The sequence below is a fragment of the Mariniluteicoccus flavus genome, assembly GCF_054776655.1.
Genome location: NZ_BAAHBN010000005.1, coordinates 1 through 25,613 on the forward strand (window position 1 = coordinate 1; position 25,613 = coordinate 25,613).

21 protein-coding genes are annotated in these 25,613 nt (G+C 71.8%); 17 read left to right on the top strand and 4 right to left on the bottom strand.

From position 1 onward, the window contains the following. The 10 genes from ACYVAG_RS09650 to ACYVAG_RS09695 all read left to right on the top strand — a co-directional run. Nucleotides 1-1,773: transglutaminase-like domain-containing protein (locus tag ACYVAG_RS09650; RefSeq protein WP_460769200.1), on the top strand; the 1,773-nt coding region annotated here is incomplete at its 5' end. An 11-nt stretch (nt 1,774-1,784) separates the two neighbouring features. After that, a complete protein-coding gene (locus ACYVAG_RS09655) occupies nt 1,785-3,221 on the top strand; it encodes an RDD family protein (protein WP_460769202.1) in 1,437 nt (478 codons plus the stop codon). Nucleotides 3,222-3,230: 9 nt separating this feature from the next. After that, complete coding sequence (gene dcd, locus ACYVAG_RS09660; protein WP_460769204.1) at nt 3,231-3,809, top strand: dCTP deaminase; 579 nt, start codon at nt 3,231-3,233, stop codon at nt 3,807-3,809. Between the two features lie 218 nt (nt 3,810-4,027). Beyond that, complete coding sequence (locus ACYVAG_RS09665; protein ID WP_460769206.1) at nt 4,028-5,827, top strand: ABC transporter ATP-binding protein; 1,800 nt, start codon at nt 4,028-4,030, stop codon at nt 5,825-5,827. Next, a complete protein-coding gene (locus ACYVAG_RS09670; RefSeq protein WP_460769208.1) occupies nt 5,820-7,736 on the top strand; it encodes an ABC transporter ATP-binding protein in 1,917 nt (638 codons plus the stop codon). Before ACYVAG_RS09665 ends, ACYVAG_RS09670 begins: the two co-directional genes overlap by 8 nt. Nucleotides 7,737-8,118: 382 nt before the next feature. Continuing rightward, on the top strand, nt 8,119-9,801 hold the full coding sequence (locus tag ACYVAG_RS09675) for an ABC-F family ATP-binding cassette domain-containing protein (RefSeq protein WP_460769210.1): 1,683 nt from the start codon (nt 8,119-8,121) through the stop codon (nt 9,799-9,801). 89 nt (nt 9,802-9,890) lie between these two features. Continuing rightward, nucleotides 9,891-10,139 (top strand): type II toxin-antitoxin system Phd/YefM family antitoxin, encoded by a 249-nt coding sequence (locus tag ACYVAG_RS09680; RefSeq protein WP_460769212.1) that lies wholly within the window; start codon nt 9,891-9,893, stop codon nt 10,137-10,139. Continuing rightward, nucleotides 10,136-10,540: a PIN domain-containing protein gene (locus tag ACYVAG_RS09685; RefSeq protein WP_460769214.1), complete on the top strand. Its 405-nt coding sequence runs from the start codon at nt 10,136-10,138 to the stop codon at nt 10,538-10,540. Before ACYVAG_RS09680 ends, ACYVAG_RS09685 begins: the two co-directional genes overlap by 4 nt. Nucleotides 10,541-10,577: 37 nt before the next feature. After that, nucleotides 10,578-10,931, top strand: coding sequence for a YchJ family protein (locus tag ACYVAG_RS09690; RefSeq protein ID WP_460769216.1), 354 nt, complete (start codon nt 10,578-10,580; stop codon nt 10,929-10,931). After that, nucleotides 10,928-13,498, top strand: coding sequence for an ATP-binding cassette domain-containing protein (locus ACYVAG_RS09695; protein ID WP_460769218.1), 2,571 nt, complete (start codon nt 10,928-10,930; stop codon nt 13,496-13,498). The genes ACYVAG_RS09690 and ACYVAG_RS09695 overlap by 4 nt, the downstream gene beginning before the upstream one ends. A gap of 102 nt (nt 13,499-13,600) precedes the next feature. Here ACYVAG_RS09695 and ACYVAG_RS09700 read toward each other — a convergent pair whose 3' ends face one another. Further along, a complete protein-coding gene (locus ACYVAG_RS09700; protein WP_460769220.1) occupies nt 13,601-14,464 on the bottom strand; it encodes a helix-turn-helix transcriptional regulator in 864 nt (287 codons plus the stop codon). Nucleotides 14,465-14,526: 62 nt separating this feature from the next. Between ACYVAG_RS09700 and ACYVAG_RS09705 the strand changes: the two genes are divergently transcribed. Together ACYVAG_RS09705 and ACYVAG_RS09710 are read left to right on the top strand one after the other, a co-directional pair. After that, nucleotides 14,527-16,032 carry an FAD-dependent monooxygenase gene (locus tag ACYVAG_RS09705; protein ID WP_460769222.1) on the top strand — a complete coding sequence of 502 codons (1,506 nt, stop codon included), beginning with the start codon at nt 14,527-14,529 and terminating at the stop codon, nt 16,030-16,032. Between the two features lie 51 nt (nt 16,033-16,083). Beyond that, on the top strand, nt 16,084-16,464 hold the full coding sequence (locus ACYVAG_RS09710) for a VOC family protein (RefSeq protein WP_460769224.1): 381 nt from the start codon (nt 16,084-16,086) through the stop codon (nt 16,462-16,464). A gap of 97 nt (nt 16,465-16,561) precedes the next feature. Here ACYVAG_RS09710 and ACYVAG_RS09715 read toward each other — a convergent pair whose 3' ends face one another. Continuing rightward, nucleotides 16,562-17,140: an NADPH-dependent FMN reductase gene (locus ACYVAG_RS09715; RefSeq protein ID WP_460769226.1), complete on the bottom strand. Its 579-nt coding sequence runs from the start codon at nt 17,138-17,140 to the stop codon at nt 16,562-16,564. Nucleotides 17,141-17,197: 57 nt separating this feature from the next. Between ACYVAG_RS09715 and ACYVAG_RS09720 the strand changes: the two genes are divergently transcribed. Beyond that, a complete protein-coding gene (locus tag ACYVAG_RS09720; protein WP_460769227.1) occupies nt 17,198-17,596 on the top strand; it encodes a MerR family transcriptional regulator in 399 nt (132 codons plus the stop codon). A 4-nt stretch (nt 17,597-17,600) separates the two neighbouring features. Here ACYVAG_RS09720 and ACYVAG_RS09725 read toward each other — a convergent pair whose 3' ends face one another. Both ACYVAG_RS09725 and ACYVAG_RS09730 read right to left on the bottom strand, forming a co-directional pair. Beyond that, on the bottom strand, nt 17,601-18,038 hold the full coding sequence (locus ACYVAG_RS09725; RefSeq protein WP_460769229.1) for a nuclear transport factor 2 family protein: 438 nt from the start codon (nt 18,036-18,038) through the stop codon (nt 17,601-17,603). 102 nt (nt 18,039-18,140) lie between these two features. Further along, complete coding sequence (locus tag ACYVAG_RS09730) at nt 18,141-21,908, bottom strand: (Fe-S)-binding protein (protein ID WP_460769231.1); 3,768 nt, start codon at nt 21,906-21,908, stop codon at nt 18,141-18,143. Between the two features lie 200 nt (nt 21,909-22,108). On the opposite strand from ACYVAG_RS09730, the gene ACYVAG_RS09735 reads away from it, so the two are divergent. From ACYVAG_RS09735 to ACYVAG_RS09750, 4 genes are read left to right on the top strand one after another with little or no spacing between them, the layout of a single operon-like run. Then, nucleotides 22,109-23,365, top strand: coding sequence for an ABC transporter ATP-binding protein (locus tag ACYVAG_RS09735; protein WP_460769233.1), 1,257 nt, complete (start codon nt 22,109-22,111; stop codon nt 23,363-23,365). Further along, nucleotides 23,362-24,024, top strand: coding sequence for an ABC transporter permease (locus tag ACYVAG_RS09740; protein WP_460769235.1), 663 nt, complete (start codon nt 23,362-23,364; stop codon nt 24,022-24,024). Before ACYVAG_RS09735 ends, ACYVAG_RS09740 begins: the two co-directional genes overlap by 4 nt. Further along, complete coding sequence (locus tag ACYVAG_RS09745) at nt 24,021-24,692, top strand: ABC transporter permease (protein ID WP_460769237.1); 672 nt, start codon at nt 24,021-24,023, stop codon at nt 24,690-24,692. The genes ACYVAG_RS09740 and ACYVAG_RS09745 overlap by 4 nt, the downstream gene beginning before the upstream one ends. Further along, nucleotides 24,689-25,603: an ABC transporter substrate-binding protein gene (locus tag ACYVAG_RS09750; RefSeq protein ID WP_460769239.1), complete on the top strand. Its 915-nt coding sequence runs from the start codon at nt 24,689-24,691 to the stop codon at nt 25,601-25,603. The genes ACYVAG_RS09745 and ACYVAG_RS09750 overlap by 4 nt, the downstream gene beginning before the upstream one ends. The last annotated feature ends 10 nt before the right edge of the window (nt 25,604-25,613 follow it).

Here is a 25,613-nt window from a genome sequence, read left to right on the forward strand (position 1 = left end):
ACCGCCGCGGGCGCCGCCGTCCTCGCGCTCGCCGCGGGCGCCGCCGCCGCGCTCCTGCCAGCGCTGCGCGGCGTCGACGACCGCCGCGTGGTGCTCCGCGACCTCGTCGAGCCGCCGATCGACGTGCGCCAGTGGCCGAGCCCGCTGCAGGAGATGCGGGCGCAGGTCGTCGACCGGCGCGACGCCGTGCTGTTGACCGCCGAGGGGCTGCCGGCCGGCGCGCGCGTGCGGCTGGCGACGCTCGACGCCTACGACGGCACGACCTACAACGCGTCGAACGAGGCCGAGACCCCTGGCCGGACGCCGGGCCACGGCGGCGCCTTCCGCCGCATCGGCGAGCAGGTGCCGGCCGGGACGCCGGCTCATCGGGGTCAAGGGGGGGAGCGGGCGAGCGTCACCGTGCGCGTGGGCGCGTACGCGGGGGTCTGGGTGCCGACGATCGGCGACCCACGCGCCGTGCGGTTCACCAGCGACCGCCGGCTCGAGCTCAAGGAACACCTCTATCTCAACCGCGACACCGGCACCGCCGTGACCGCGGCCGGCCTGCGCCCCGGCGACGCGTTCGCGCTGGAGGCCGCGGTGCCGCCGGCCGTGCCGGTCGAATCGCTCACCCGCGCCGAGTCCGCCACCGCGATCCTGCCGCCGCTGCCCGCGCTGCCGGAGGCGCTGAAGACGCGTGCGGCGAAGGCCGCCGAGGGGTCGCAGGGCGACGGCGACACCGCGCTGCGCATCCGCGCCGAGCTGCGCAAGGGCTACTACTCCCACGGCGAGACGTACGCGTCGCTGCCCGGCCACAGCCTGTTCCGCATCAACCGCCTGTTCACCGCCGACGAGATGGTCGGCGACGAGGAGCAGTACGCGGTCGCGTTCGCCCTGATGGCCCGCGAGGTCGGGCTGCCGGCCCGCGTGGTCTACGGGTTCGCGCCAGCGCCACCGTCCGCCGGACCCGTCGAGCTCCACGGCCGCGACGTGACCGCCTGGGTGGAGGTCAAGTATGCCGACGCCGGCTGGGTCGCCTACGACGCCGCGCCCGACCACCGGCGTACGCCGCCGTCGCGCCCCAACGTGCCCGCCGGCCCCGCCAACCCCCAGGTCGACAACCCGCCCCCGCCGCCCGACCGGCCCGACCGCCTGCCGCCCGACCAGGCCGAGCCCGAGCAGCCCGGCCAGAACAGCGATCCGAGGAAGCGCACGCTGTGGGCGCGCTACGGCTATTGGGTCCTGGCGGTCGGCGGGCCGTTGGCTGTCGTGCTGCTCCCGATCGTGGTCGTGGTCGGCGCGAAGGTGCGGCGCCGCCGCGTACGCTCCGCCGCGCCCCAGACGTCCGACCGGGTGTCGGGCGGTTGGGCGGAGGTCGTCGACCGGGCCCGCGACCTCGGCATCCCGCTGGCGCCGTCCGGCACCCGCATCGAGACCGCCCGCGCCGTCAGCGCCGCCTTCGCCCGCAGCGCCGACGGCGGCTCCGACCCCCACCAGCTGGCCTTCCGCGCCGACGCGACCACGTTCGGCACGGGCCAGCCCTCGGTGCGGCAGGCCGACGAATACTGGGCCGGCGTACGCGACGTCCTGCGCGGCATGAGTCGCTCGGTCAGCCCCTGGCGGCGGTTCCGCGGCGCCATGTCGCTGAAGTCGCTACGCTCGCCGGCGGCGTGGCGCCGCGAGGTCGCGCGGCGTGGTCGCTGGCGGGGCGCGCTCGCGGGGGTGCGTACGCGCGCCCGGGTCGCGCGTGACGGTGCCGTCCGCGGGGGCCGTGGCGGGCCGCCGAACCGCTAGCCTTTCCGTCGATGAGCACCTACGCCCCCGTCCAGCTCCCCCCGGGCCACCGGCCGGGCTCGCTGGCCATGCGCGTGCTCGCCGTGCTCGTCGACGGCACGCTGCCGTCGCTCGTGGTGACCGGCTGGTGGGCGCTGGTCTCACGCGGACCCATCACGGTCGGCCACTTCATCGTCGTGTCGGTGCTCGCCGCGATCGTCCTGCTCGGCTGGAGCCTGTTCGTCTGGTGGTCGGGCGCCCAGCGCGGCGCGACCCCCGGCATGCGCCTGCTCGACCTCGAGGTCGTCGACGTCCGCGACGGCCTGCCCGTCGGCTGGGGCCGGTTCTTCGCGCGCCAGATGGTCTATCACCTGCTTGCCTCCACGGTGGTCGGGCTCCTGTTGATGCTCACGTGGCTCGTCCTCGACCCGGCCCGCCGCGGGTGGCACGACCGTGCGGGCGGCGCGGTGGTGGTGCAGCGCGCGGCACGGCGTACCGAGGTCGCCGAGGCGACCGGCGACCCCCACCCGACCCCCCGCGCCGCCGCCGTCGCCCTGCCCGCCCACCTGCAGGGCGGCGCGAGCTTCCGGCCGGTCGACACGCCGGGGCTGGGCGCCCAGTCGTATGGGGGTCAGACGTATGGGGGTCAGGGGCATGGCCAGGCGTACGCGGGCCCGGGCGCCCCGGGCGGCCTCTCCGCCTGGCAGCCCCCGTCCGCCCCCCAGGGCGTGCCGAGCTGGAACCAGGACCCGCCGCCCGATCGTGCCCCGCTGGGCGAGCTCGACTGGGGCACGGGCGACGACCACAGGGCCGGCGGCTGGCAGCCGCCGCAGGTCGCGCCGCGCGAGGAGGCATACGCGCCGCAGGAGCCGGGGCCGTACGCGCCGCAGGGCTCGTCGCGCGTCGACGCCGACCGACCCCGGGCCATCGGCGGCCCGGCCCAGCGACCTGAGGCCGAGCTGACGATGCCGCCTCCGTTCGCGGAGGCGACGCTCCCGCCGCCGATCGCGGCGGTGCCGTCGGGGAACTCGCCCGACCAGCGCCCGGCCGACGAGGGCACCGTGCTGCGCCAGCCTGCCGCCGGCGACCAGCCGACCGGCGAGGGCACCGTCCTGCGGCCGCGTACGCCGATGACGCCGTGGCAGGTGCTGCTCGAGGACGGGCGCTCGATCCCGTTGGGCGCCGGCATCCTGCTGGGCCGCGGACCCGTTGCCGGCCCGGGCGAGGAGCGCCTCGGCCTGATCGAGGTCGCCGACACCACGCGCACGATCTCGAAGACCCACCTGCTGGTCGCCGCCGACGAGGGCGGCCCCTTCATCTCCGACCGTGGCTCCACCAACGGGTCGGGCGTGATCGCCCACGACGGGCGCCTCGTCGAGTGCGAGCCCGGCGGGCTGCTGCGCGTCGAGGAGGGCCAGATGGTCACGTTCGGCGACCACCGGCTCATCGTGCGCCGCGGAGCGGTCTAGGCTGCGGGCATGCTGCTGTCGGACCGTGAGATCAACGCACGCCTGGGTTCTGGCGACATCCGCCTCGAACCCCACGACCCCGCGATGGTGCAGCCGTCGTCGGTGGACGTGCGGCTCGACCGGTTCTTCCGGGTGTTCGAGAACCACCGCTACCCCCACATCGACCCGGCCGAGGAGCAGCCCGAGCTCACCCGCGAGGTCGAGCCCGACGGCGACGACCCGTTCATCCTCCACCCGGGCGAGTTCGTGCTGGGCTCGACGTTCGAGGTCGTCAGCCTGCCCCACGACATCGCTGCGCGGCTCGAGGGCAAGTCGTCGCTCGGTCGGCTGGGCCTGTTGACCCACTCGACCGCGGGCTTCATCGACCCGGGCTTCTCGGGCCACGTGACGCTGGAGCTGTCGAACATGGCGACGCTGCCGATCAAGCTGTGGCCCGGCATGAAGATCGGCCAGCTGTGCTTCTTCCAGCTCACGTCGGCGGCGGAACACCCGTACGGCTCGGACAAATATGGCTCGCGCTATCAGGGGCAGCGCGGCCCGACGCCGAGCCGGTCCTACCTGAACTTCCACCGGACACAGGTGCGCTGAGGGGGCGTACGCCACCCACGTTCTCCGAGCGAGCGCCAGCGAGTCGAGGAGCGTTGACCTCAATCCCCCTTGAGGTCCTACGGTGCTGACTCGACGAAGGAATTTGTCGCTCTGGATCCTCGACAGGGAAAACGGCTCGCTCTTTGTCAGTGGCCCTCGCTAGCGTGGCAAGTGCCACCCCGACGCCTCACCCGTGAGGCACTCTGCGAAAGGCAGTCGTGTCCGTCGACGCCCTGAACCGCCCGCCCCTGGTCTCGCCGAAGCCTCGGCGCGCCCGGTCGAGCACCAACCTGCTGCGGCTGTGGGCCTACCTGCGCCCCTACGCCGCGGTGTTCTGGACCATGGCCGCGCTCGACGTCGCCAACATCCTCGCGACGATCGCCATCCCGCTGATCACCCGCCGCGCGATCGACGGGCCGATCACCGCCGGTGACACCGCGGGCGTGTGGCGCTGGGGCCTGCTCGCGCTGGCGATCGGCGTCGCGGCCGCCGCGGCGGTGTTCGTGCGCCGTTGGATCTCGAGCGCCATGACGCTGAAGACCGAGACCTCCATCCGCCTCGACCTCTATGCCCAGCTCCAACGCCTGCCCATGGCCTTCCACGGCCAGTGGCAGTCGGGCCAGCTCCTGTCGCGCATGATGAACGACCTGTCCACCGTGCGACGCTTCCTCAGCTTCGGCCTGCTGATGCTCGCCGTGAGCCTGCTGCAGATCGCTTTGACGATCGGCCTGCTGCTCAACCTGTACGCCCCGCTCGGCGTCGTCGTCCTGATCGCCGTGGTCCCCGTGGTGGTCCTCTGCGCGCTGATGGAACGCCAATACACGAAGCTGTCGCGCCAGGTGCAGGACCAGACCGGCGACGTCGCCTCGCGCGTCCAGGAGTCCGTCCACGGCCTGCGCGTCATCCGGGCGTTCGGGCGGCGCGACTGGGCGTACGCGAAGTTCGACCGCCAGGCGTCCACGCTGTTCGACACCCAGCTCGCCCGCGTACGCCTGAACTCGCGCTTCTTCACCCTCCTCGACGTGATCCCGTCGCTGGTGGCCGTCGTGGTGCTGGCGATGGGCGCGGTTGCCGCGAGCCAGGGCCGGCTGACGATCGGCACTCTGGTGGCGTTCATGACGCTGCTCATGTCGCTGGTCTTCCCCGTGACCGTGCTGGGCTTCCTGCTCGCGATGGCCCAGGAGTCGATGACGGCCGCCGACCGCATCTGCGAGGTCCTCGACGCCCCCAACGACATCGAGCCGGGGCCCGTACGCCTGCCCACCGCCCGCGGCGAACTCGCGTTCGAGGGGGTCGCGTTCCGCTTCCCCGACGGCGACGCCGACGTGCTCCACGACATCACCCTGCGCACGCGGGCGGGCGAGACGATCGCGCTCGTGGGCGGCACCGGGTCCGGCAAATCGACGTTCACCGCCCTCGTCCCGCGCCTGGTCGACGTGACGGCGGGGCGCATCACACTGGACGGTCACGACCTGCGCGACCTCGACCTCGCCGACCTGCGACGTCAGGTCGCGACCGCTTTCGAGGACCCGACGCTGTTCTCGATGTCGGCGCGCGAGAACCTCACGCTCGGGCGTCCCGACGCGACCGACGCCGAGATCGCCCAGGCGATCGACGTGGCCCAGGCCCACTTCGTCCACGACCTGCCGTGGGGCCTCGACACCCGCATCGGTGAGCAGGGCATGAGCCTGTCCGGCGGCCAGCGCCAGCGGCTCGCGCTGGCGCGGGCGGTGCTCGTGCGGCCCAGCGTGCTCGTGCTCGACGACACGCTGTCGGCGCTCGACATCCACACCGAGGCGCTGGTCGAGGAGGCGCTCGGGCGCGTGTTGAAGGAGGCGACGGCCATCGTCGTCGCCCACCGCGCGTCGACCGTGATGCTCGCCGACCGGGTCGTGATGCTCGTCGACGGCACCATCGGCGCGATCGGCACCCATGCCGAGCTGTTGGCGACCGAGCCGCGCTATCGAGAGTTGCTGTCGGCCGACTTCGACGCCGAGCGGGAGGTTCTCCATGACTGAGCCGACGAAGGTCTCCGCCCCCCAGAATGCCCGCGCCGCCGATGCCCGTGCCGCCGATGCCCGCGCCGAGGCCGAGCGCCGTGAGCTCGACGACCTCGAGGCGTGGCGCGGCGTGAAGTCCGAGACCTCCGACGAGGTCTCCGACCGGGGCGCGGTGTTCCTCAAGCAGCGCAGCCGACGGCTCCTCGCGAGCCTGCTTCGGCCCTATCGGAAGATCGCGGTCATCATCGTCATCGCCGTCGTCCTCGAGAACCTCGCGCGGCTCGCGGGGCCTGCACTCGTGCGCCGCGGCATCGACCTCGGCGTGCCGCCCCTGATGGCCGGCGGCTCGGCCGGGCCGCTGGTGCAGACCATCGCGCTGATGCTCGGCGCGGTCGTGGTGCAGGGTGCTTCGAAGATGTTCTTCCTCCGCGTCTCGGGGCGCATCGGCCAGGAGGTCCTCATCGAGCTGCGGCGCCGCCTGTTCCGCCACGTCCAGGGGCTCGACGTGGCGTTCCATGATCGATACACCTCGGGCCGGGTGATCTCACGCCTGACGAACGACGTCGACGCGATCGCCGAGCTGCTGGCCGAGGGCATCGACACCCTCGTGCGCGCGGCGTTCACCCTGGTCGGCGTCTCGCTCCTGCTGCTGTGGCTCGACCTGCGCCTGGGCGCGATCTGCCTGCTGTCGATCCCGCCGCTCCTGCTGCTGCTCCGGTGGTTCTCGGTCCAGTCGACGCTGCGCTATCGCCGCGTACGCGAGATCTCGGCGCTCACGATCGTCCAGTTCGTCGAGACCATGACCGGCATCCGGGCGGTGCAGGCGTACCGTCGTGAGCCGCGCAACCAGCAGATCTTCACCACCGTGGCCGACCGGCTGAAGGACGCCAACATCGACGCGTTCCGCCTCATGGCGGTGTTCATGCCGGGCGTGCGCCTCATCGGCAACGTCGCGATCGCGGTCGTGCTGCTGGTCGGCGGCCTGATGGTCGCCGACGGGTCGATGACCATCGGCGTGCTCGCGGCCTTCCTGCTCTATCTGCGCATGTTCTTCGAGCCGATGGTCGAGATCTCCCAGTTCTACAACCTGTTCCAGTCGGCCATCTCGGCGCTGGAGAAGCTGTCGGGTGTGCTCGAGGAGGAGCCCGAGATCGCCGACCCGGCCGCGCCCACCCCGCTCCTGCGCGCGGCCGGGCGGGTGGCGTTCGAGCAGGTCGAGTTCGGCTATGTCGAGGGCCGCTCGGTGCTGCCCGGGCTCGACCTGGTGCTGCCCGCCGGCGAGACGGTCGCGCTGGTCGGCACGACGGGCGCCGGCAAGACGACGATCGCCAAACTGGTCGCGAGGTTCCATGACCCGCGGGCCGGGCGCATCACGCTCGACGGTGTCGACCTGCGCGACCTCGCCGACACCGACCTGCGCCGCGCCGTGGTGATGCTCACGCAGGAGAACTTCATGTTCGACGGCTCGGTCGCCGACAACATCGCGATCGGCCGGCCCGAGGCCGCGCGCGACGAGATCGAGGCGGCGGCCCGCGCGGTCGGCGCCGACGGATTCATCGAGCGGCTCGGCTCGGGCTATGACACCGACGTCGGCAAGCGCGGCGGCCGCCTGTCGGCGGGCCAGCGCCAGCTGGTCGCGTTCGCGCGCGTGGTCCTGGCCGACCCGGCGGTGGTGATCCTCGATGAGGCGACCTCCTCGCTCGACATCCCGTCGGAGCGCCTGGTCCAGCGGGCCCTGCGCACGATCCTCGCCGACCGCACCGCGCTGATCATCGCCCACCGCCTGTCGACGGTCGAGATCGCCGACCGCGTGCTCGTGCTGGAACACGGCGAGGTGGTCGAGGACGGCCCGCCGGGCGAACTGACGGGTCACGCCGAGGGCAGGTATGCAGCGCTGCACCGGGCGTGGATCGCCTCGCTGGCGTAAGGTCGCTTGGCCCACGCGGCCCCTGACCCGCCCACCCCATGACCCGCCGCCCCATGACCCACCCCGCCCCCTGGCCCAACTTGTGCACACCGCCCCACAAGTTGGGTCGACACGCCGGGGTGACCACCCAACTCGCGCACACGCGACATCGCCTCGGCGCTTTCCGCGGCCCCGCGTACGCCGGGTTCGGCGTGTTGGGCACGGGTGTGCACTTTCCGCAGGCCGGCGTACGCCCGGTTCGGCGTGTTGGGCGCAGGTGTGCACTTTTCACGGTCTCGCATCCCCGCCGACCCGCGCGCTCGCCTGATCCAACCCTCTTCGACCCACCGCCCCGACAAAAACCACTGGGTCCCCTCCAGCCCACCCCACTAGGGTCACCCCCATGGGACATGTGGAGCTGAACGGCGTCGACTTCAGCCTCCCCGACGGCCGACCCCTGCTCTCCGATATCTCGTTCCGCGTCGGCGACGGCGCCGTCGTCGCGCTCGTCGGCCCCAACGGCGCCGGCAAGACCACCCTCCTGCGCATCATCGAGGGCGAGCTCTCTCCCGACGACGGCAGCATCTCCCGGTCCGGCGGCCTCGGCGTGATGCGCCAGTTCATCGGCCAGATCCGCGACGAGTCGACCGTCCGCGACCTCCTGCTCCGCCTCTCGCCCGCCCGCGTACGCCAGGCCGCGGCCGCCGTCGACGACCTCGAGCTGAAGCTCATGGACGACGACGCCGAGGCGACCCAGCTCGCGTACGCGACCGCCCTGGGCGAGTACGCCGACGCCGGCGGCTATGACGCCGAGGTGATCTTCGACGCCTGCTGCACCGCCGCCCTCGGAGCCGGCTATGACCGCGTCCGCTGGCGCGCCGTCTCCACCCTTTCCGGCGGCGAGCAGAAGCGCCTCGCGCTCGAGCTCCTGCTGCGCGGCCCCGACGAGGTGTTGCTCCTCGACGAGCCCGACAACTACCTCGACGTCCCCGGCAAGCAGTGGCTCGAGGAGCAGCTCCGCACCACCCAGAAGACCGTCCTGCTCGTCAGCCACGATCGCGAGCTCCTCGCCAACGCCGCCACGGCCGTCGCCGCCCTCGAGCTCGGTGCGGCCGGCAACACGCTGTGGGTCCACGGCGGCGGGTTCGCCACCTTCCACGCCGCGCGCGCCGAACGCTTCGCGCGCCTCGAGGAACTGCGCCGCCGCTGGGACGAGGAGCACGCCAAGCTCAAGACGCTCGTGCAGACGCTCAAGACCAAGGCCACCTTCAACGACGGCATGGCCAGCCGCTACCACGCGGCCCAGACCCGACTCGCGCGGTTCGAGACCGCCGGCCCGCCCCAGGCGGTCCCGCTGCGCCAGAGCGTACGCATGCGCCTCGACGGCGGCCGGACCGCCAAGCGCGCCATCGTCTGCGAGGACCTCGAGCTGACCGGGCTGATGAAGCCCTTCTCGACCGAGATCTGGTTCGGCGACCGCGTCGGCGTGCTCGGCTCGAACGGCTCCGGCAAGTCCCACTTCCTGCGCCTGCTGGCCCGCGGCGGCTCGCTGCCCGACGCCGGCAACGTCGCGGTCGGCCACGAGCAGATCCCGGCCGTCGCCCACACCGGCGTCGCCCGGATCGGCTCCCGCGTACGCCCCGGCTGGTTCGCCCAGACCAACCAGCAGGCCGGGCTCACCGGGCGTACGCTGCTCGAGATCCTCCACCGCGGCGACGAGCACCGCGAGGGCACGCCCCGCGACCTCGCCAGCCGTCGACTCGACCGCTATGAGCTGGCCGGGGCCGCGGAGCAGCGCTACGAGACCCTGTCGGGCGGCCAGCAGGCGCGGTTGCAGATCCTCCTGCTCGAGCTCGGCGGCGCGACCCTCCTGCTGCTCGACGAGCCCACCGACAACCTCGACATCGCGTCGGCCGAGGCGCTCGAACAGGGCCTCGACGCGTTCGAGGGCACCGTCATGGCCGTCACCCACGACCGCTGGTTCGCCCGGAGCCTCGACCGCTTCCTGGTGTTCACGGCGACGGGCGACGTCGTCGCCAGCGACACCCCGATCGGGGACGAGGCGCGGGTGGCGCGGGCGCGCTGACACCCCGCGTACGCCCACGCCCACGCCCGCCCGCGTACGCCCAAGCCCCGCGTACGCCGGCCTTGTAGCACACGTGCTACCCTAAGAGCATGGCCACTGTGGGATTGAGGGAACTGAGGCAGGACGCCTCCGACCTCGTGCGCCGGGTCGAGGGCGGTGAAGAGATCCTCGTCACGGTTTCCGGCAGGCCCAGTGCCCGGATCGTTCCCGTCCAGCCCCTTCGCTGGCGAGGCTGGGCCGAGGTGGCCGACCTGTTCGACGGTCCGATCGACCCGGAGTGGGAGACAGATCGTGAACTGATCGACCACTCCATCGATGACCCCTGGGCGGCTCGGTGACCGAGGCGCTCGAGTCCGACGAGCGGGGAATCCTTGACACAAGTGTGGTGATCGCCGAGGGCGTCGCCCCGCTGCCGGGGGTGTTGGCCATCAGCGCTGTCACCCTCGCAGAGCTCCACTTCGGGGTTCTCGTCGCGAAGTCGCCTGACGTGCGCGCCGAACGACTGAGGAGGCTGAGCATTCTTCAACGTCGTTTCGATGCGCTTCCCCTCGACGACGAAGTGGCGGCCAGTCATGGCCGTCTCGCCGCCGCCGTGGTCGCGTCCGGCCGTCAGCCGCGCCGTCGCGCCATGGACCTGCTCATCGCTGCCACGGCCCATGCCCACGGTGCGACGCTCTACACGCGCAATCCGGACGATTTCGCCGGCCTCGAGCACCTGATTGACTTCCGGGTCGCCTAGCCGACGCGCGTACGCCCGGCTGGCTAGGCTCGACGCCGTGACGAACTGCCCCTGTGGATCCGCGGCGACCCTCGACGACCACTGCGGCCCGTTGCTCGCCGGCGTACGCCAGGCCGCGACGCCGGAGGAGCTGATGCGCTCGCGCTACACCGCGTATGTGACCGGCGACGAGGACTACGTGTTCCGCACCTGGCACCCGCGTACTCGTCCCACCGACGTCACGCTCGACGGCGTCGACTGGGTCGGGCTCGACATCATCGACGCGACCGGTGGCGAGGTGGAGTTCGTGGCTCGGTTCGTGCTGCGCGGGAAGCGCAACGTGCTCCACGAGCGGTCGCGGTTCGAGCAGCGCGCGGGCCGCTGGTTCTATGTGGACGGGGACGTCAAGTGACCTCACGTTCTCCGAGCGAGCGCCAGCGAGACGAGGAGCGCTCGCTCAGCCAGCGTGCCTCCCCGAGTGACCAGCAGATCCACGTCCGCGGCGCCCGCCTCCACAACCTCCGCCACCTCGACGTCGACCTCCCGCGCGACCGCCTCGTCGCGTTCACCGGCATCTCCGGCTCCGGCAAGTCGTCGCTCGCGTTCGGCACGATCCACGGCGAGTCGCAGCGCCGCTACCTCGAGTCGGTCGCGCCCTTCGCCCGCCGCCTCATCGGCAGTGCGGTCGACCCGCGCGTCGACGCCGTCACCGGAGTCCCGCCCACCGTCGCCCTCGAGCAGCGCACGTCGGCCGGCGGCTCCCGCTCCACGGTCGGCACGGTCACCAACCTGTCCAATGCCGTACGCCTGCTCTTCTCCCGCGCCGGCGACCACCCACCCGATGTCCTCACGAGAGGCTCAGCCCTGCACGGCGGCCGGCTCACCTCCGACCACTTCAGCCCCAACACACCCGAGGGGCGCTGCCCGCGGTGCCACGGCGCCGGCGTCCTCATGGAGCCCACCGAGCGCTCCATCGTCCCCGACCCGGGCCTGTCCATCGCCGACGGCGCCATCGCGGCGTGGCCGGGCGCGTGGCTGGGCAAGAACTACCGCGACATCCTGCGTACCCTCGGCGTCGACATCCACGCCCCCTGGCGCGACCTGCCGGCCGAGACCCGCGAGTGGATCCTGTTCACCGACGAGCAGCCCGTCGTCACGGTCCACGCCGAGCGCGAGCCGGGGCGGGTGCAGCGGCCCTACAAGGGGGAGTGGAGCTCGGTCGCGCGCTATCTGCGGCGCTCGATCAGCGACGCGAAGGCCGAGTCGTCGCGGCGGCGCGCGCTGGCCTACCTCGAGGTGGCGCCGTGCCCCGTCTGCCACGGCCACCGGCTCGAGCCCGACGCGCTGCGCGTCACCTATCTCGGCGAGCCGATCCACCAGCTCGGCGCGCTGGCACTGGAGGACCTCCTCGCCCGGCTCGCTGCCCGCGGCGACGAGTTGCCCGAGGCCGAGGGCACCCCCGAGGAGGAGGCCGAGAAGATCCTCCTGCCGAGCATGCTGCCGGTCCTGCGCACCGTCGTCGGCCTCGGCCTCGGCCACCTCGCGCTCGCCCGCCCGGCCCGCACGCTGTCCAGCGGCGAGCTGCAGCGCCTCCGCCTCGCGGCCCAGCTGCGGGCCGGCCTGTTCGGCGTCGCGTACGTCCTCGACGAGCCGTCCGCCGGCCTCCACCCCAGCGAGAAGGGCGTGCTGACCGAGCTGTTCGGCCGGTTCGTCGCCGACGGCAACTCGGTGTTGCTCGTCGAGCACGACCTGGCGCTGGTCGCCCAGGCCGACTGGGTCGTCGACGTGGGCCCGGGCGCCGGCGTCGACGGCGGCAGGCTGCTCTATTCCGGTCCCGTCGCCGGGCTCGGTGACGTCGCCGGGTCCGCCACAGGACGCGCGCTGCGGCGCGAACCCCCGACCCCGCGTACGCCGGACCGGGCCCGGACGCCGTCGGGCGAGCTCGTGGTCACCGGCATCGACGCGCGTACGCTCCGCGGCGTCGAGCTCACCCTTCCCCTCGGCGTGCTCACCGCCGTCACCGGCGTTTCGGGCTCCGGCAAGTCGACTCTGGTGACCCACGTGCTCGGGTCGGTGCTCGCCGAGCGCGTCCGCACGACCGTGGCCGACGAGCCGGACGCCGATGTCGAGCCGGACCCCGTGGCGCCGGGGTCGGGCAGCGACGACGCGATCTCGGTCGCTGCGGTGTCGGGGGCCGACGCCGTCGACCGGCTCGTCCACATCACCCAGAAGCCGATCGGGCGTACGCCGCGGTCGTGCCTGGCGACCTATACGGGCCTGTTCGACCGCGTACGCGCGCTCTTCGCCGCGACCGACGAGGCGAAGCGCCGCGGGTGGGGCGTGGGGCGGTTCTCGTTCAACGTGGCCGAGGGGCGGTGCCCCGAGTGTGCGGGCGCGGGCCAGATCGAGGTCGAGCTGATCTTCCTGCCGGGCAGCTTCGCGACGTGCCCGACGTGTCGAGGGACGCGCTATGCGCCGGAGACGCTCGAGGTGACCTGGCAGGGCCGGACCGTGGCGGACGTGCTCGCGCTGAGCGTCCGGGAGGCGCGCGAGGTGTTCGCGCGTGACGCGCGGGCGAGCCGCGCCCTGGCGGCGCTCGACGCGATCGGGCTCGGCTATCTCACGCTCGGCCAGCGTGCGACCGAGCTCTCGGGCGGCGAGGCCCAGCGCATCAAGCTCGCCACCGAACTCCAGCGCTCCGCCCGCGGCCACTCGGTCTATCTGCTCGACGAGCCGACGACGGGCCTCCACCCGGCTGACGTGGAGCTGCTGATGGCCGAGTTGCAGCGGCTCGTCGACCAGGGCTCGACGGTGGTCGTGGTCGAGCACGACCTCCATGTCATCGCCCGGGCCGACCACGTGATCGACCTCGGCCCGGGCGCGGGCGACCGCGGCGGGCGGATCGTGGCGCAGGGCGCACCGTCGGAGGTCGCGGAGGTGGAGGCGAGCGCGACGGGCCGGTGCCTGCGTACGCGCTGACCCCACCTGCTGACCCCATCCCAGCTCACTCCCACCCCGTATTAGCGAGCCTTATCGCTTCTCATCGAGCCCCATAGGGCTCGATCAGTCGCTGGAAGCTCGCTAGTTCACGCCCCGGCCGACCCCCGAACCCCGACCTCCGTACGCGCTCGGGGTCTCGCCCGTGATCGCCCGGAAGTCTCGCGTGAAGTGGGCCTGGTCGAACCATCCGAGCTCGTGCGCGAGGTCGGCGAGCGACCCGTCCCAGCCCCGGTCGAGCGCCGCGACGGCGTCGATCACCCGCGCCCGCATCAGCATCCGCTTGGGGCCCACGCCGGCGAACCGCCGGAACATCCGCTGCAGCGACCGCACGTCGCAGCCCGCCCGCTCGGCCAGGTCGTCGAGCCCGGTCAGCCCAGGGTCATCCAGCATCGCCAGCACCTCACGGAACCGCGCGTACGCCGGGCCCAGCACCGGTTGCCGTCCCAGCAGCCACGCGTCCAGAGCCGGCGCCGCCTCGTCCGCGCCGTGAGGGAATCCGGCCCACTCGACCTCCACCCCCGGCAGCACGCCTTCACCCGTCACCGTCCGGTCCCGCAGCCCCGCGAGGTCGGCGTCCACGAACCCGCGTACGCCGCCGATCTGGAACTTGATGCCGACCACCGAGCCGGTGCCGAACAGCGTGACGTCGAACCGGCCGTGCGTCACCGGACCCGTGAGCCACACCCCCGGTCGCGTCTGCCCGGCCCGCAACAGGTCGCCCCGCTCGAGCGTCAGGTTCAGCGACGGGTCGTCGAGCGTGGCCGTGCGGAACGTCTCGCCGGGCCCGAACTCCCACTGCACCGACCAGTAGTGCTGCACCCACGGGGCCAGCCGCGCATCCGGAGCCGCGTCGCCATAGGTCGCGCGCGACAGCAGCTCGTCGGGCCGCAGCACGTGCCCCAGCATGTGGGCGGGCGTTGCCGCCGTCCGTCCGGGAGTCGACATGGGCTCAGAATGGCAGAGGCCCCGGGTCCCGGGGCTGCGTACGCGTCGGTTTCACTGGACCCATGGCACTCGACACCGATGTCCTCATCGTCGGCGCCGGCCCCACCGGCCTCATGCTCGCCAACTGGCTCGCCCGCCTGGGCGTACGCCACCTCGTCCTCGACGACGGCCCCGGCCCCACGCGCGAGTCGCGGGCGCTCGTCGTGCAGGCGCGGTCGATGGAGCTCTATAACCAGCTCGGCGTCATCGACCGCGTACGCGACCGCGCGGCCTGGGCCCGGGGCATCCGCCCTGGCTGGCACACGCGTCCCGCCCCCGGCATCGCCGAGCTGGCACGCTTCAGCCGCGGCCTCACGCCCCACCCGGGTCTGCACGTCCTCGAGCAGTCGGCCAACGAGGAGATCCTCCACGACCACCTGCGCGAACTCGGGAGCTCGGTCGCCTGGGGCCATCGTCTCACGGCATTGGCCGACCGCGGCGACCACGTCGAGGCCGAGCTGAAGGGTCCCGACGGCCCGCGTACCGTCACCGCGGCCTGGTGTGTCGGCGCCGACGGCGCGAGCTCGGCCGTCCGCAGGGCGGCCGGCATCGACTTCGAGGGCCGCACCAATGCCGAACGGTTCTGGCTCGCCGACGCGCTCGGCGTACGCGGGGTCGACGAGGGCATCGTGAACCTGCGCGCGGGAGAGAAGCACTTCCTCCTCGCATTCCCGATGGGCGCGCCGGGTCACCACAGGCTCATCGGCATCCTCCGGGACGGCGAGGAGCCGACCGAGGCCGACATCCGCGCCATCCTCGCCCGCGACTTCGCGGTCGAGTTCGACCGCGCGACGTGGTTCGCCCACTATCGCCTCCACCATCGCGTGGCCCGACGCTTCCGGCAGGGCCGCGTGTTCCTCGCCGGAGACGCCGCGCACGTTCACTCGCCGGTGGGCGGGCAGGGGATGAACACCGGCCTGCAGGACGCCCACAACCTCGCGTTCAAGCTTGCGGCGGTCATCGCCGGGCAGGCTGAGGAGTCCCACCTCGACCACTATGAGCTCGAGCGCCGCCCCGTCGCGCAGAAACTCGTGGCGACGGTGGACCGGCTGTTCGGGGCGGTGGTCGACGCGAGCCCGCGGGCGGTCACGATGCGTCGGCTCGTGGTCCCGATCGCAGCGCCCCTGGTCACCCAGGTCGTCGCGCGCCTGCCCGTGGCGACGCGGCTCGGGGCCTACGTCGGCCAGCTCCGCATCCACTACTGGGCCACCGAGGCCGCGCGGGCGCGCGGCGGTCGCCGCGACCCCGTCGTCGGCCGTCGCCTTCCCTGGACTGGTGCGAACCACGAGGTGCTCCGGGCGGCGACGTGGCAGGTGCACGCGTACGCCCAGCAGGCCCCGTCGCTCGACGGGCTGCCCGGCGTCATCGCCCACGCGTACCGCTTCGACGCGGCGGACCGGCTCGGGCTCCCCGAGGGGACGTGGCTGCTCGTCCGCCCCGACGGGTTCGTCGCGGCACGAGCGACGGCCGCCACCGCGGGAACGGTGTTCACCGCGGCCCTCCAGGAGCTGGGCGTACGCACGGCCTGACTGTCGCGAATGTGCAAGCGGGTCGGGGTTTGCGGGGGACAGGATGGGCCCATGACCGATACGAAGACTCCCGTCGCCTCGCTTGCCATGGTGACCCTCGACGCCCCCGCCGCCGCCCCGCTGGCGGAGTTCTGGTCGGCGGTGCTGGGCTGGCCGATCGCCCATTCCGACGAGGACTACGCGATGTTGACCGGGCCCAGCCACGCCCTCGGCATCGGGACGACGCCCGACTTCCAGAAGCCGTCCTGGCCCGATGACGGCCACAAGCAGTTCCACCTCGACCTCGCGGCCGACGACATCGAGGCTGCGGCCGCGAAGTGCGTGGAGCTGGGTGCGACGCGTCCCGACGACCAGCCGGGGGAGACCTGGACCGTTCTGCTCGACCCGGCCGGCCACCCGTTCTGCATCACCGACGCGAAGAACTGGGGCTGAGCGTGGGCGTGACTTTTCGCTCACGATCGTCGATTTCAGACGCTCATAAGGCGTCGAGATCGACACTGACGAGCGAAAAGTCACACTCATCAGCGGCTCACGCCGCCCGCTCGTCCGCCTCACGCTGCGCCCGCGTCGCCGACGCCCACCACGCGAGCTCGCTGGAGGCGCGCCCCAGTTGAGTGGCCCGCACCTCGGGCGCCTCCCACCCGTCCTCCCCCAGGTGCTCCCACGGTGCCGCCACCGACGGTGTCGTCCGCACCGACACGACGCTGAGCTCACCCATGATCGAACGCAGGTGCTCGGCGGCCACGATGCCCCCGGCCGCGCCATACGGAACGATCATGGCGGCCTTGCGGGCCCACTCGGCGTAATGCCAGTCGAGGAACCGCTTCAGCGACGCCGGGATGCTGCGGTTGTATTCGGGGGTGACGAACACGAAGGCGTCCGCCGCGTCGACCCGATCACTGGGCTCGACCTCCACATCGGCGCCGCCGGGTTCGAGCAGGCGGTCGTCCGGCAGCCGGGTCTCGGCCAGGTCGATGACGTCGACGGCGAAGCGTGCGTCCGCGCCCAGGTGCGAGCTGACCCAGTCGGCGAGGTGATGGCCGATGCGATCCTCGCGGATGCTGGCGATCACGACGAGAACGCGGAGAGCAGGGGTCGAAGGGTTCATGGGTTCTTCCTTTCGGAGGTGCCTGAGGGTGTACGTGCGATGTGTTGTGATGGGCCCATGGCGATCACGACTGCGCAGTCCGAGCGGACCACGACGTCACTCACCGTGAGCGAGGTGGCGCGTGAGGCGGGCGTCGCCGCGTCCGCCGTGCGGTTCTATGACCGGCACGGCGTCGTGACCGCCGTGAGGACGACCACGAACCAACGGCGGTTCGACCAGGACGCCGCTTGTCGGATCAAGGTGGCGAAAGGCGCCCAGCGGGTCGGGCTGACGGTGGCCGAGATCCGCGACCTGTTGGCCGGTCTCCCGAACAACCCGCGGGCCGAGGAGTGGGCCGTCGTGTGCGATGACCTGATCGCCAGCGCCGAACAGCGCATCGCCGATCTGCGGTCCGCCCTCCACGACCTCGGCACCGACACACGCCTGTGCGAACTGCCCCGTCAGTCGACCGCCTAGTCCTTCACGCCGGGGGAGTGCCCCGGGTCCACGCGACGTCGAGCGCGAGTTCGGCGAAGCGCCAGGCGCCATCCTGCGTACGCTCCGCCCAGCCGTGGTACGCACCCGCGGACACGAACAGGTCCTCGGCATCGCCTGGGTGCACGTGCGTGCAGAGGGCGTTCCAGCGCACCGAGGCTCGCTCGCCGTCGACGACGACGACGATCACCAGATTCGTGCCGAAGTGGACGGTGCGCGCGAACGCGAGTACGCCCCGCTTCGTCTGCTCGGTCACGGCGTCGCGGCCCTGATCGGTGCCGATCGGCATGATGAAGCTGACGTCGTCGGTGAGGAACCCGTCCGCCCACGCGGCATCGAACTTCCCCGCATCGAGCGAATGGTGGAACCGATCGACCAGCTCCCGGATCTCGGTTTCGGCCTGGAGGTCATGTGAAGTAGTCATGGATCCACCGTGAGCCTTGAACATTGGGTGAACGCAAGCGTGCGCAAAAGAACTCAGCACGCCGCGAGCGGCGTGCTGAGTGTGAGGGGGTGCAGGGGAGCGTCAGTCGTTCTGAGTGCGTTCCCGCGCGAGTCGGGCGAGCTCGGTCAGGCTGATCGCCGCCCCGCCGGTGGCAGGCCGCGAGGGCGCCGGCTCCGACGTGGTCGTACGCTCGTCCGCCTCCCCAGCCGTTTCCCTCCCGGCCTCGTCCGTTGACGCCAGCGAGGTCAGGCTGGTCTCGGCCGACGCCACCGTGGTTCCGACGGGGGCCTTCGGAGCGGTTGCCTCGGGAGCCGGCGTGGGCTTCGCTTCAGACGGCTCGGCTTCGTCGGTCGCCGCCACGGCCCGGTCCGGCTCGGCCGGGATGTCGTCGGTGTCGGTTCCCGCGGGAACTGGTTCCGCAGATTCCGACTCGGCTTCGGGAGCGACGGTCCGGGCCTCCGTCTCGGCAGGCCCTGTCGTACCACCCTTTGCCTTCGCCTTTGCCGCAAGGTCCTTGAGGCTGATGGCGCCCGCGGTCTTCGGTGCGGTTGCGTGGGGAGCCGGCGTCGGCTTCGCGTCAGAGGGCTTGACCTGATCGGTCGCCGTCACTGACCGGTCCTCGTCGGCCGGGGCATCGTCGGTGTCGGTTCCCGCGGGAACTGGTTCCGCTGCGTCTGATCCGGTCTCGGCAGACTCGGCCTGAGGCTTCGGCTCGCTCGGCGCAGTGGCTCCCCCCTTTGCCTTCGCCGCGAGGTCCTTGAGGCTGATGGCCCCGGTGGCCTTCGGTGCGGTTGCCTGGGAAGCCGGCGTCGGCTTCGCGTCAGCAGGCTCGGCCTCGTCGGTCGCCGTCACGGCCCGGTCCTCCTCGGCCGGGGTGTCGTTGGTGTCGGTTCCCGCGGGAACTGATTCCGCTGCGTTCGTTCCGGTCTCGGCAGACTCGGCCTGAGGCTTCGGCTCGCTCGGCGCAGCCGCTCCGCCCTTTGCCTTCGCCGCGAGATCCTTGAGGCTGATCGCCCCCGCAGCCTTCGGCGCCGGCTTCTCATCAGCGGGCTCGGACTTCGCCGCGGACTCAGCCTCGGGCGCGGTCCTCGCCTCGTCCTCGTCCTTCGGCTCGGCCGGGGCCACCGTCGACTCTGCCGGAGCGCCACTCTTCGCCTTCGCCGCCAGGTCCTTCAGGCTGATCGCACCCGCCGCGACGCCAGCGCCCGCGGCAGCGCCGGCCGCAGCCTTCGCACCCGAATCACCCGTCGGCCTGGCCTCCGCAGCCTCCGCAGCCTCCGCATCCGTCAGCCCCGCAGCCTTCGGCTCGTCCTTCGCCTGCGCCGCCTCGCCCGGCGCGTCGACCGCGTCGGCCGGAGCGTCCTCGACACCGCCGTCGACGTCCGCCTCCTGCTTCTTGGCCTGGGCAGCCTCCTCGGCGTGGTCGGGACGCACGGGCTCCGTGGCTTCGACAGGCTCGGTGGCTTCGACTCGCTCCGCTCGCTCAGCCAGCGTGGAGTCGTCCGCTCCCTCAGCCAGCGTGGAGTCGTCCGCTCGCTCAGCCAGCGTGGAGTCGGCGGTCTCCGAAACAGTCGCCGTCTCCTCCGACAGTTCCGACCCGACCGCCGCCGGCTTCCCCCGGCGTACGCCTTCCAGCAGCAACTGGGCCACGTCCAGCACCTCGACGTTCTCCCCCCGACCCTCGGCCTGCTCGGCCGTCAGCCCGTCGGAGATCATCACGCGGCAGAACGGGCAGCCCGTCGCCACCGCGGCGCTGGGCGCCTGGCCCAGCACCGTCAGCGCCTCGGAGGTCCGGTTCACGTTGATCCGCGTACCGATCTTCTCCTCCATCCACATGCGCGCGCCGCCGGCGCCGCAGCAGAACGAGGTCTCCTTCGAGCGCGGCATCTCCGCGTACGTCGCCCCGGGGATCGCCCCGAGCAGGTCGCGCGGCGCGTCATAGACCTGGTTGTGGCGGCCCAGATAGCAGGGGTCGTGATAGGTGATCGTGCGGCCGGCGACCTCGCCCGACGGCGCCGCGACGGGCGTGAGCCGCCCGTCGCGCACCAGCCGGTTCAGCAGCTGGGTGTGATGGACGACCTCGAGCTCGACGCCGATCTGGGGATATTCGTTCTTCAGCGTGTTCAGGCAGTGCGCACACGTCGTAACGACCTTCGACGCCTTCGCGTCGGTGAGCGTCTCCTTGTTCTCCGCCGCCAGCTGCTGGAACACCATCTCGTTGCCCGAGCGGCGCGCCGGGTCGCCGGTGCAGGTCTCGCCGTTGCCCAGCACCGCGAACTTCACCTCGGCGGCGGTGAACAGCTCCGCCACCGCCTGTGTCGTCTTCTTCGCCCGGTCCTCGTACGCGCCCGCGCACCCGACCCAGAACAGGTATTCGACCTCGGTCAGGTCGGCGACCGACTCGCCCACGACCGGCACCTCGAACGGCAGGTCCTTGGCCCAGTCGAGCCGGCCCTTGCGGTTCATGTTCCACGGGTTGCCCTTGGACTCCAGCCCCTTGTAGAGCCCGTTCAGCTCCGACGGGAACTCGCCCTCGACCATGACCTGGAAGCGCCGCATGTCCATGATGTGGTCGACGTGCTCGATGTCGACGGGGCACTGCTGGACGCACGCGCCGCACGACGTGCACGACCACAGCACGTCGGCGTCCACGACCGCGACCGACCCGTCGGCCCCGATTGAGATCGGGTTGCCGTGGGCCTGGGCGGCCGCGGCGGCCCGCGCGTCGTTCTCCGACCCCTCAGAACCGCCCACCGTCGCGCCCACCAGCGGTCGCTCGGCCTCCGCCAACACCGCCGGTGCCAGCGATCCGCGCGCGCTCTCGGCGGCCTGCAGATAGGGCGCCTTCGCGTACGCGTGCTCGCGCAGCCCCATCATCAGCAGCTTCGGCGACAGCGGTTTCTCGGTGTTCCAGGCGGGGCACTGCGACTGGCAGCGGCCGCACTCGGTGCAGGACGTGAAGTCCAGCAGGCCCTTCCACGTGAAGTCCTCGACCTTGCCGACGCCGAGGCGCGCGAACACGTCCTCGTCCATCTCGTCCTCGTCGGTGAGGTTCGGCACCCTGCCGTCGACGTTCACCGGCGGGATCGCACCCAGCGCCGTACGCCCGCTCGCCTCGCGCTTGAACCAGATGTTCGGCCACGCCGTGAAGCGGTGCCAGGCGACGCCCATGGTGGGGTTCAACCCGATCACGCAGAACCACGCCATCGACACGATGATCTTGAGCGCCGCGACCCACACGACCGCCGTCTCGGCCGCGTGGGACGACATCTGCGGCAGCAGGAACCATGACAGCGGGAAGTGGAACTTGTCACCCGACAGCTGGTATTCCAGCGCGCGCAGCACGATGATGCACAGCCCGATGCCGAGGATCGTGAACTCGACGTAGTAGGCCTGCCACGACCGCGACCCGAAGAACCGCCCGCGCGCCCCCTCGACGGCCTTGCCCGTGATGTTCAGCCGGTTCGCCAGCAGATAGAGGATGCAGGCCAACATGACCCACGCGAGCGCCTCGGTCACCCATTCATAGAGGAAGAAGTGGCCGATGATCGGCAGCGCGAAGTGGGGCGAGAACAGCTGGCCGAACGCCGTCACCAGCGTGAAGAACAGGAACATGAAGCCCACGAACACGAACCAGTGGGCGATGCCGACCTTCGACCACTTCAACATGCGGGTGTGGCCGAACGACTCCACCAGGAGCGTCTTCCACCGCGAGGCGGGATCGTCGGAGCGGCCCAGCGTGGGCTGGCCGACCTTCACGACGCCGACGATGCGGGCCACGGCGCGCGCGAACAGCGCGACACCGATGACCGAGATCACCAGGGCGAGGGCAATGGGCAGGATGGTCACGCGTACGCTCCGTTGGGTTGGTGAGACTGCGCCTCACGATAAACCTCATGTCAGACAACCGACATGTTACTTGTGAGTAACGCCGCTGACCAGACCGTACGCAGCCCCGAGCACTCCGTACGCCTCTCAGCGCCCCGCGCTATTGTCGACACGTTCACCTCCGCCGCGTCCCGCGGCTCCCGTCGAACCGAAGGACCCGCGTGATCGAGTTCAAGGGCGTGTCGAAGACCTATCAGGACGGGACGAAGGCGGTCACCGACCTGACGCTGGTCGTGCCCTCCGACGGCATCACGGTGTTCGTCGGCCCGTCCGGCTGCGGCAAGACGACGACGCTGCGCATGCTCAACCGCATGATCGACCCCAGCTCCGGCGAGATCGTCTGGGACGGTACGCCGATCAAGCAGCTGAAGAAGACGCTGCTGCGGCGCCAGATGGGCTATGTGATCCAGAGCGGCGGCCTGTTCCCCCACCGCACGATCCTCGAGAACATCGGCACCGTCCCCCAGCTCCTGGGCTGGGACGACCGCCGCACCGGACGCCGCTCCGCCGAACTCCTCGAGATGGTCGGCCTCGACGCCAGCCTCGGCCCCAAGTTCCCGGCCCAGCTGTCGGGCGGCCAGCAGCAGCGCGTCGGCGTCGCCCGCGCCCTCGCGGCCGACCCCGACCTGCTCCTGATGGACGAGCCCTTCTCGGCCGTCGACCCCCTGGTCCGCACCGACCTCCAACAGCTCGTCAAGCGCCTCCAGCGCGAGCTCAACAAGACCATCGTCATGATCACCCACGACATGGACGAGGCGATCACGATGGGTGACCGCGTCGCCGTGCTGCGCCAGGGCGGCGTACTCGCCCAGTTCGACTCGCCCCAAGAGATCCTCGACCATCCGGCCGACGACTTCGTCCGCGACTTCGTGGGCCGCGACCGCGGCTACCGCGCGCTGACGTTCGCCTCCGGCGAGACCTTCGACCTGCAGCCCGTGCGCACCGTACGCAACGCCGCGACCGCGTACGGCCCCAACGACGACCGCAACCTCCCGGTCCTCGTCGTCGACGCCGAGGCCGCGCCGAGCGGCTGGGCCGACCCCGCGCGCCCGGGCAAGCTGCTGGGCCTCGGCTCGGTCTTCGACATCGAGTCGGCCCCGCTGCGCGAGGTCCTCGAGGCCGCGCTCACGTCCCCGGTCGGGCTCGCGATCGCGGTCCACCCCACGGGCCGGTACGCCGGGACCGTCCCCGTCGCCGAGGTCATGGAACGCGTACGCCGCTATCGCGCCGACGTCGCCGAGACCCAGGCCCAGCGCCGTCAGGACGCCGAGGAGCAGGCCGAGCGCGAGCGCCTCGAGGCCGAGCGGCTGGCCGAGGAGAAGCGCCTCGCCGAGGAGCGTCGCCAGCAGGACGCGAAGGAGGCCGCCGAGCGCGCCGCCGCCGAGAAGGCGGCGAAGAAGAAGCGGGGCCGCCCATGATCAACTGGGCCTGGATCCAGCGCAACGCCCCCGAGATCGCCTCGACCGCCGGACTCCACGTGGTGTTGTCGGTTCTGCCGGTGCTGATCGGGCTGGCGTTCGCGCTGCCCGTGGGCTGGCTCATCCACCGCACGGGCCGCACGTCGTCGCTGTGGCTCGCCCTCGTCGGGCTCCTGTACGCCGTCCCGTCCGTCGCGCTGTTCGTCACGATGCCGCTGGTCCTCGGCACCCAGATCCTCAATCCCGCGAACATCGTGGTGGCGCTGTCGATCTACACGTTCGCGCTGCTCGTCAGGAACGTCGCCGACGGGTTCGCCTCGGTCGACCCCGCGGTGCGCCAGTCGGCGATCGCGATGGGCTACGGGCCCGGCCGCCGCGTCCTCGGCGTCGAGCTCCCGCTCGCGATGCCGGTCATCCTGGCCGGCCTGCGCGTCGCGACGGTGTCGACGATCTCGCTGGTCTCGGTGGGCGCGGTGATCGGCATGGGGGCGCTGGGCCAATATTTCGACCAGGGCTTCCGTGAGGGCTTCACCACGCCGATCCTCGTCGGCATCGTGGCGATCCTCGTCCTCGCGCTCGTCGCCGACGCCCTGATCGTGTTCCTCCAGCGCGTGCTGCTGCCGTGGCACGGGCTGCGAGCCAGGGGGGCCCGCCGATGAACCCGTTCTCCCATCTGCTCGACCCCGCCAGCTGGGCCGGCAACGACGGCATCGCCAACCGCCTGCTGGAACACCTCGCCTACTCCGGGGCGGCCCTCGCGCTCGCCGCGGTCATCGCCCTCCCGCTCGGCATCCTCATCGGCCACACCGGCCGCGGCAGCGCGGTGGTCGGCGGTCTCGCCAACGCCACCCGCGCCATCCCGACGCTCGGCCTGCTGGTCCTCGTCGTCACCCTGATGGGCACCGGCATGCTGCCGGTCGTCCTCGCCCTCGCCGTCCTCGCGATCCCGCCGATCCTCAGCGCCACCGTCGCGGGCTTCGCCAATGCCGACGGCGACGCGGTGCTGGCCGCCCATGCGATGGGCATGACCGACGGCCAGGTGGTGTCGAAGGTCGAACTGCCGCTGGCCCTCCCGCTCATCGTGTCGGGCTTCCGCTCGGCCTCGCTGCAGGTCGTCGCCACCGCGACGGTCGCCGCGATGGCCGCCGCGGGCGGCCTCGGCCGCCTGGTCATCGACGGCCAGAAGCGTCAGGGCGGCTATCCCGAAATGCTCTCCGGCGCCCTGCTCGTCATGGTGCTGGCGATCGCCGTCGACCTGCTCCTCGGAGCCGCAGCCTGGCTGCTGGGTCGGCGTACCCAAACCGCAACGACAGGAGCAGCACGATGAACCGACGATCCATCCTCGCCCTCGCCGGTGTCCTCCCGCTCGCCGCGTGCGGCGTCGGCAAGGACCCGATGGCCCAACCGTCGAGCGCGCCCCAGCCCGGTGCCGCGAAGTCCAAGCTCATCGTGGGGTCGGCGAACTTCACGGAGTCGATGGTCCTGGCCGAGCTGTACGCAGGAGCGCTCGCCGCCAAGGGGCTCGCCCCGGAGGTCAAGCACGGCATCGGCAGCCGCGAGGTCTACATCAAGGCGCTGAAGGACGGCTCGATCTCGATCATGCCCGAATACGGCGGCAACCTGCTGCAATACCTCGACGCCTCCAACGCGGCCACGAAGGCGCCGGAGATCGAGGCGGCGCTCGCCAAGGTCGTCGGGCCCGACCTCGCGGTCCTCACGTCGTCGCAGGCCGCCGACCAGGACGTGTACTGCGTCACGAAGGCGTACGCGGACGCCAACGGCCTCGCGTCGCTCGCCGACCTCAAGAAGATCGCGGCGAACGCGGTTCTCGGCGGGCCGGCCGAGCTGAAGGACCGTCCCTACGGCCCACCCGGGCTCGAGGGCATCTACCAGGCGAAGTTCAAGGAGTTCCGCACCTACGACGCGATGGCGGTCAAGGTCAAGGACCTCAAGGACGACAAGGTGCAGGTCGCGACGTTCTTCACGACCGACGCCGCGATCTCCGACAACGGGTTCGTGCAGCTCGCCGACCCCCAGCAGATGATCCTGCCCCAGCAGGTCCTGCCGCTGGTGCGCGCCGACGTGAAGGCCAACGCCCAGGCGGTCGCCGCGATCGAGGCGGTCCAGAAGGCGCTCACGACGCCCGACCTGACGGCGCTGAACAAGCAGGTCGACACCGACCACCAGACGCCCAAGCAGGCCGCGACGGCGTGGTTGAAGGGCAAGGGCCTGGGCTGAGCGTCGTCGG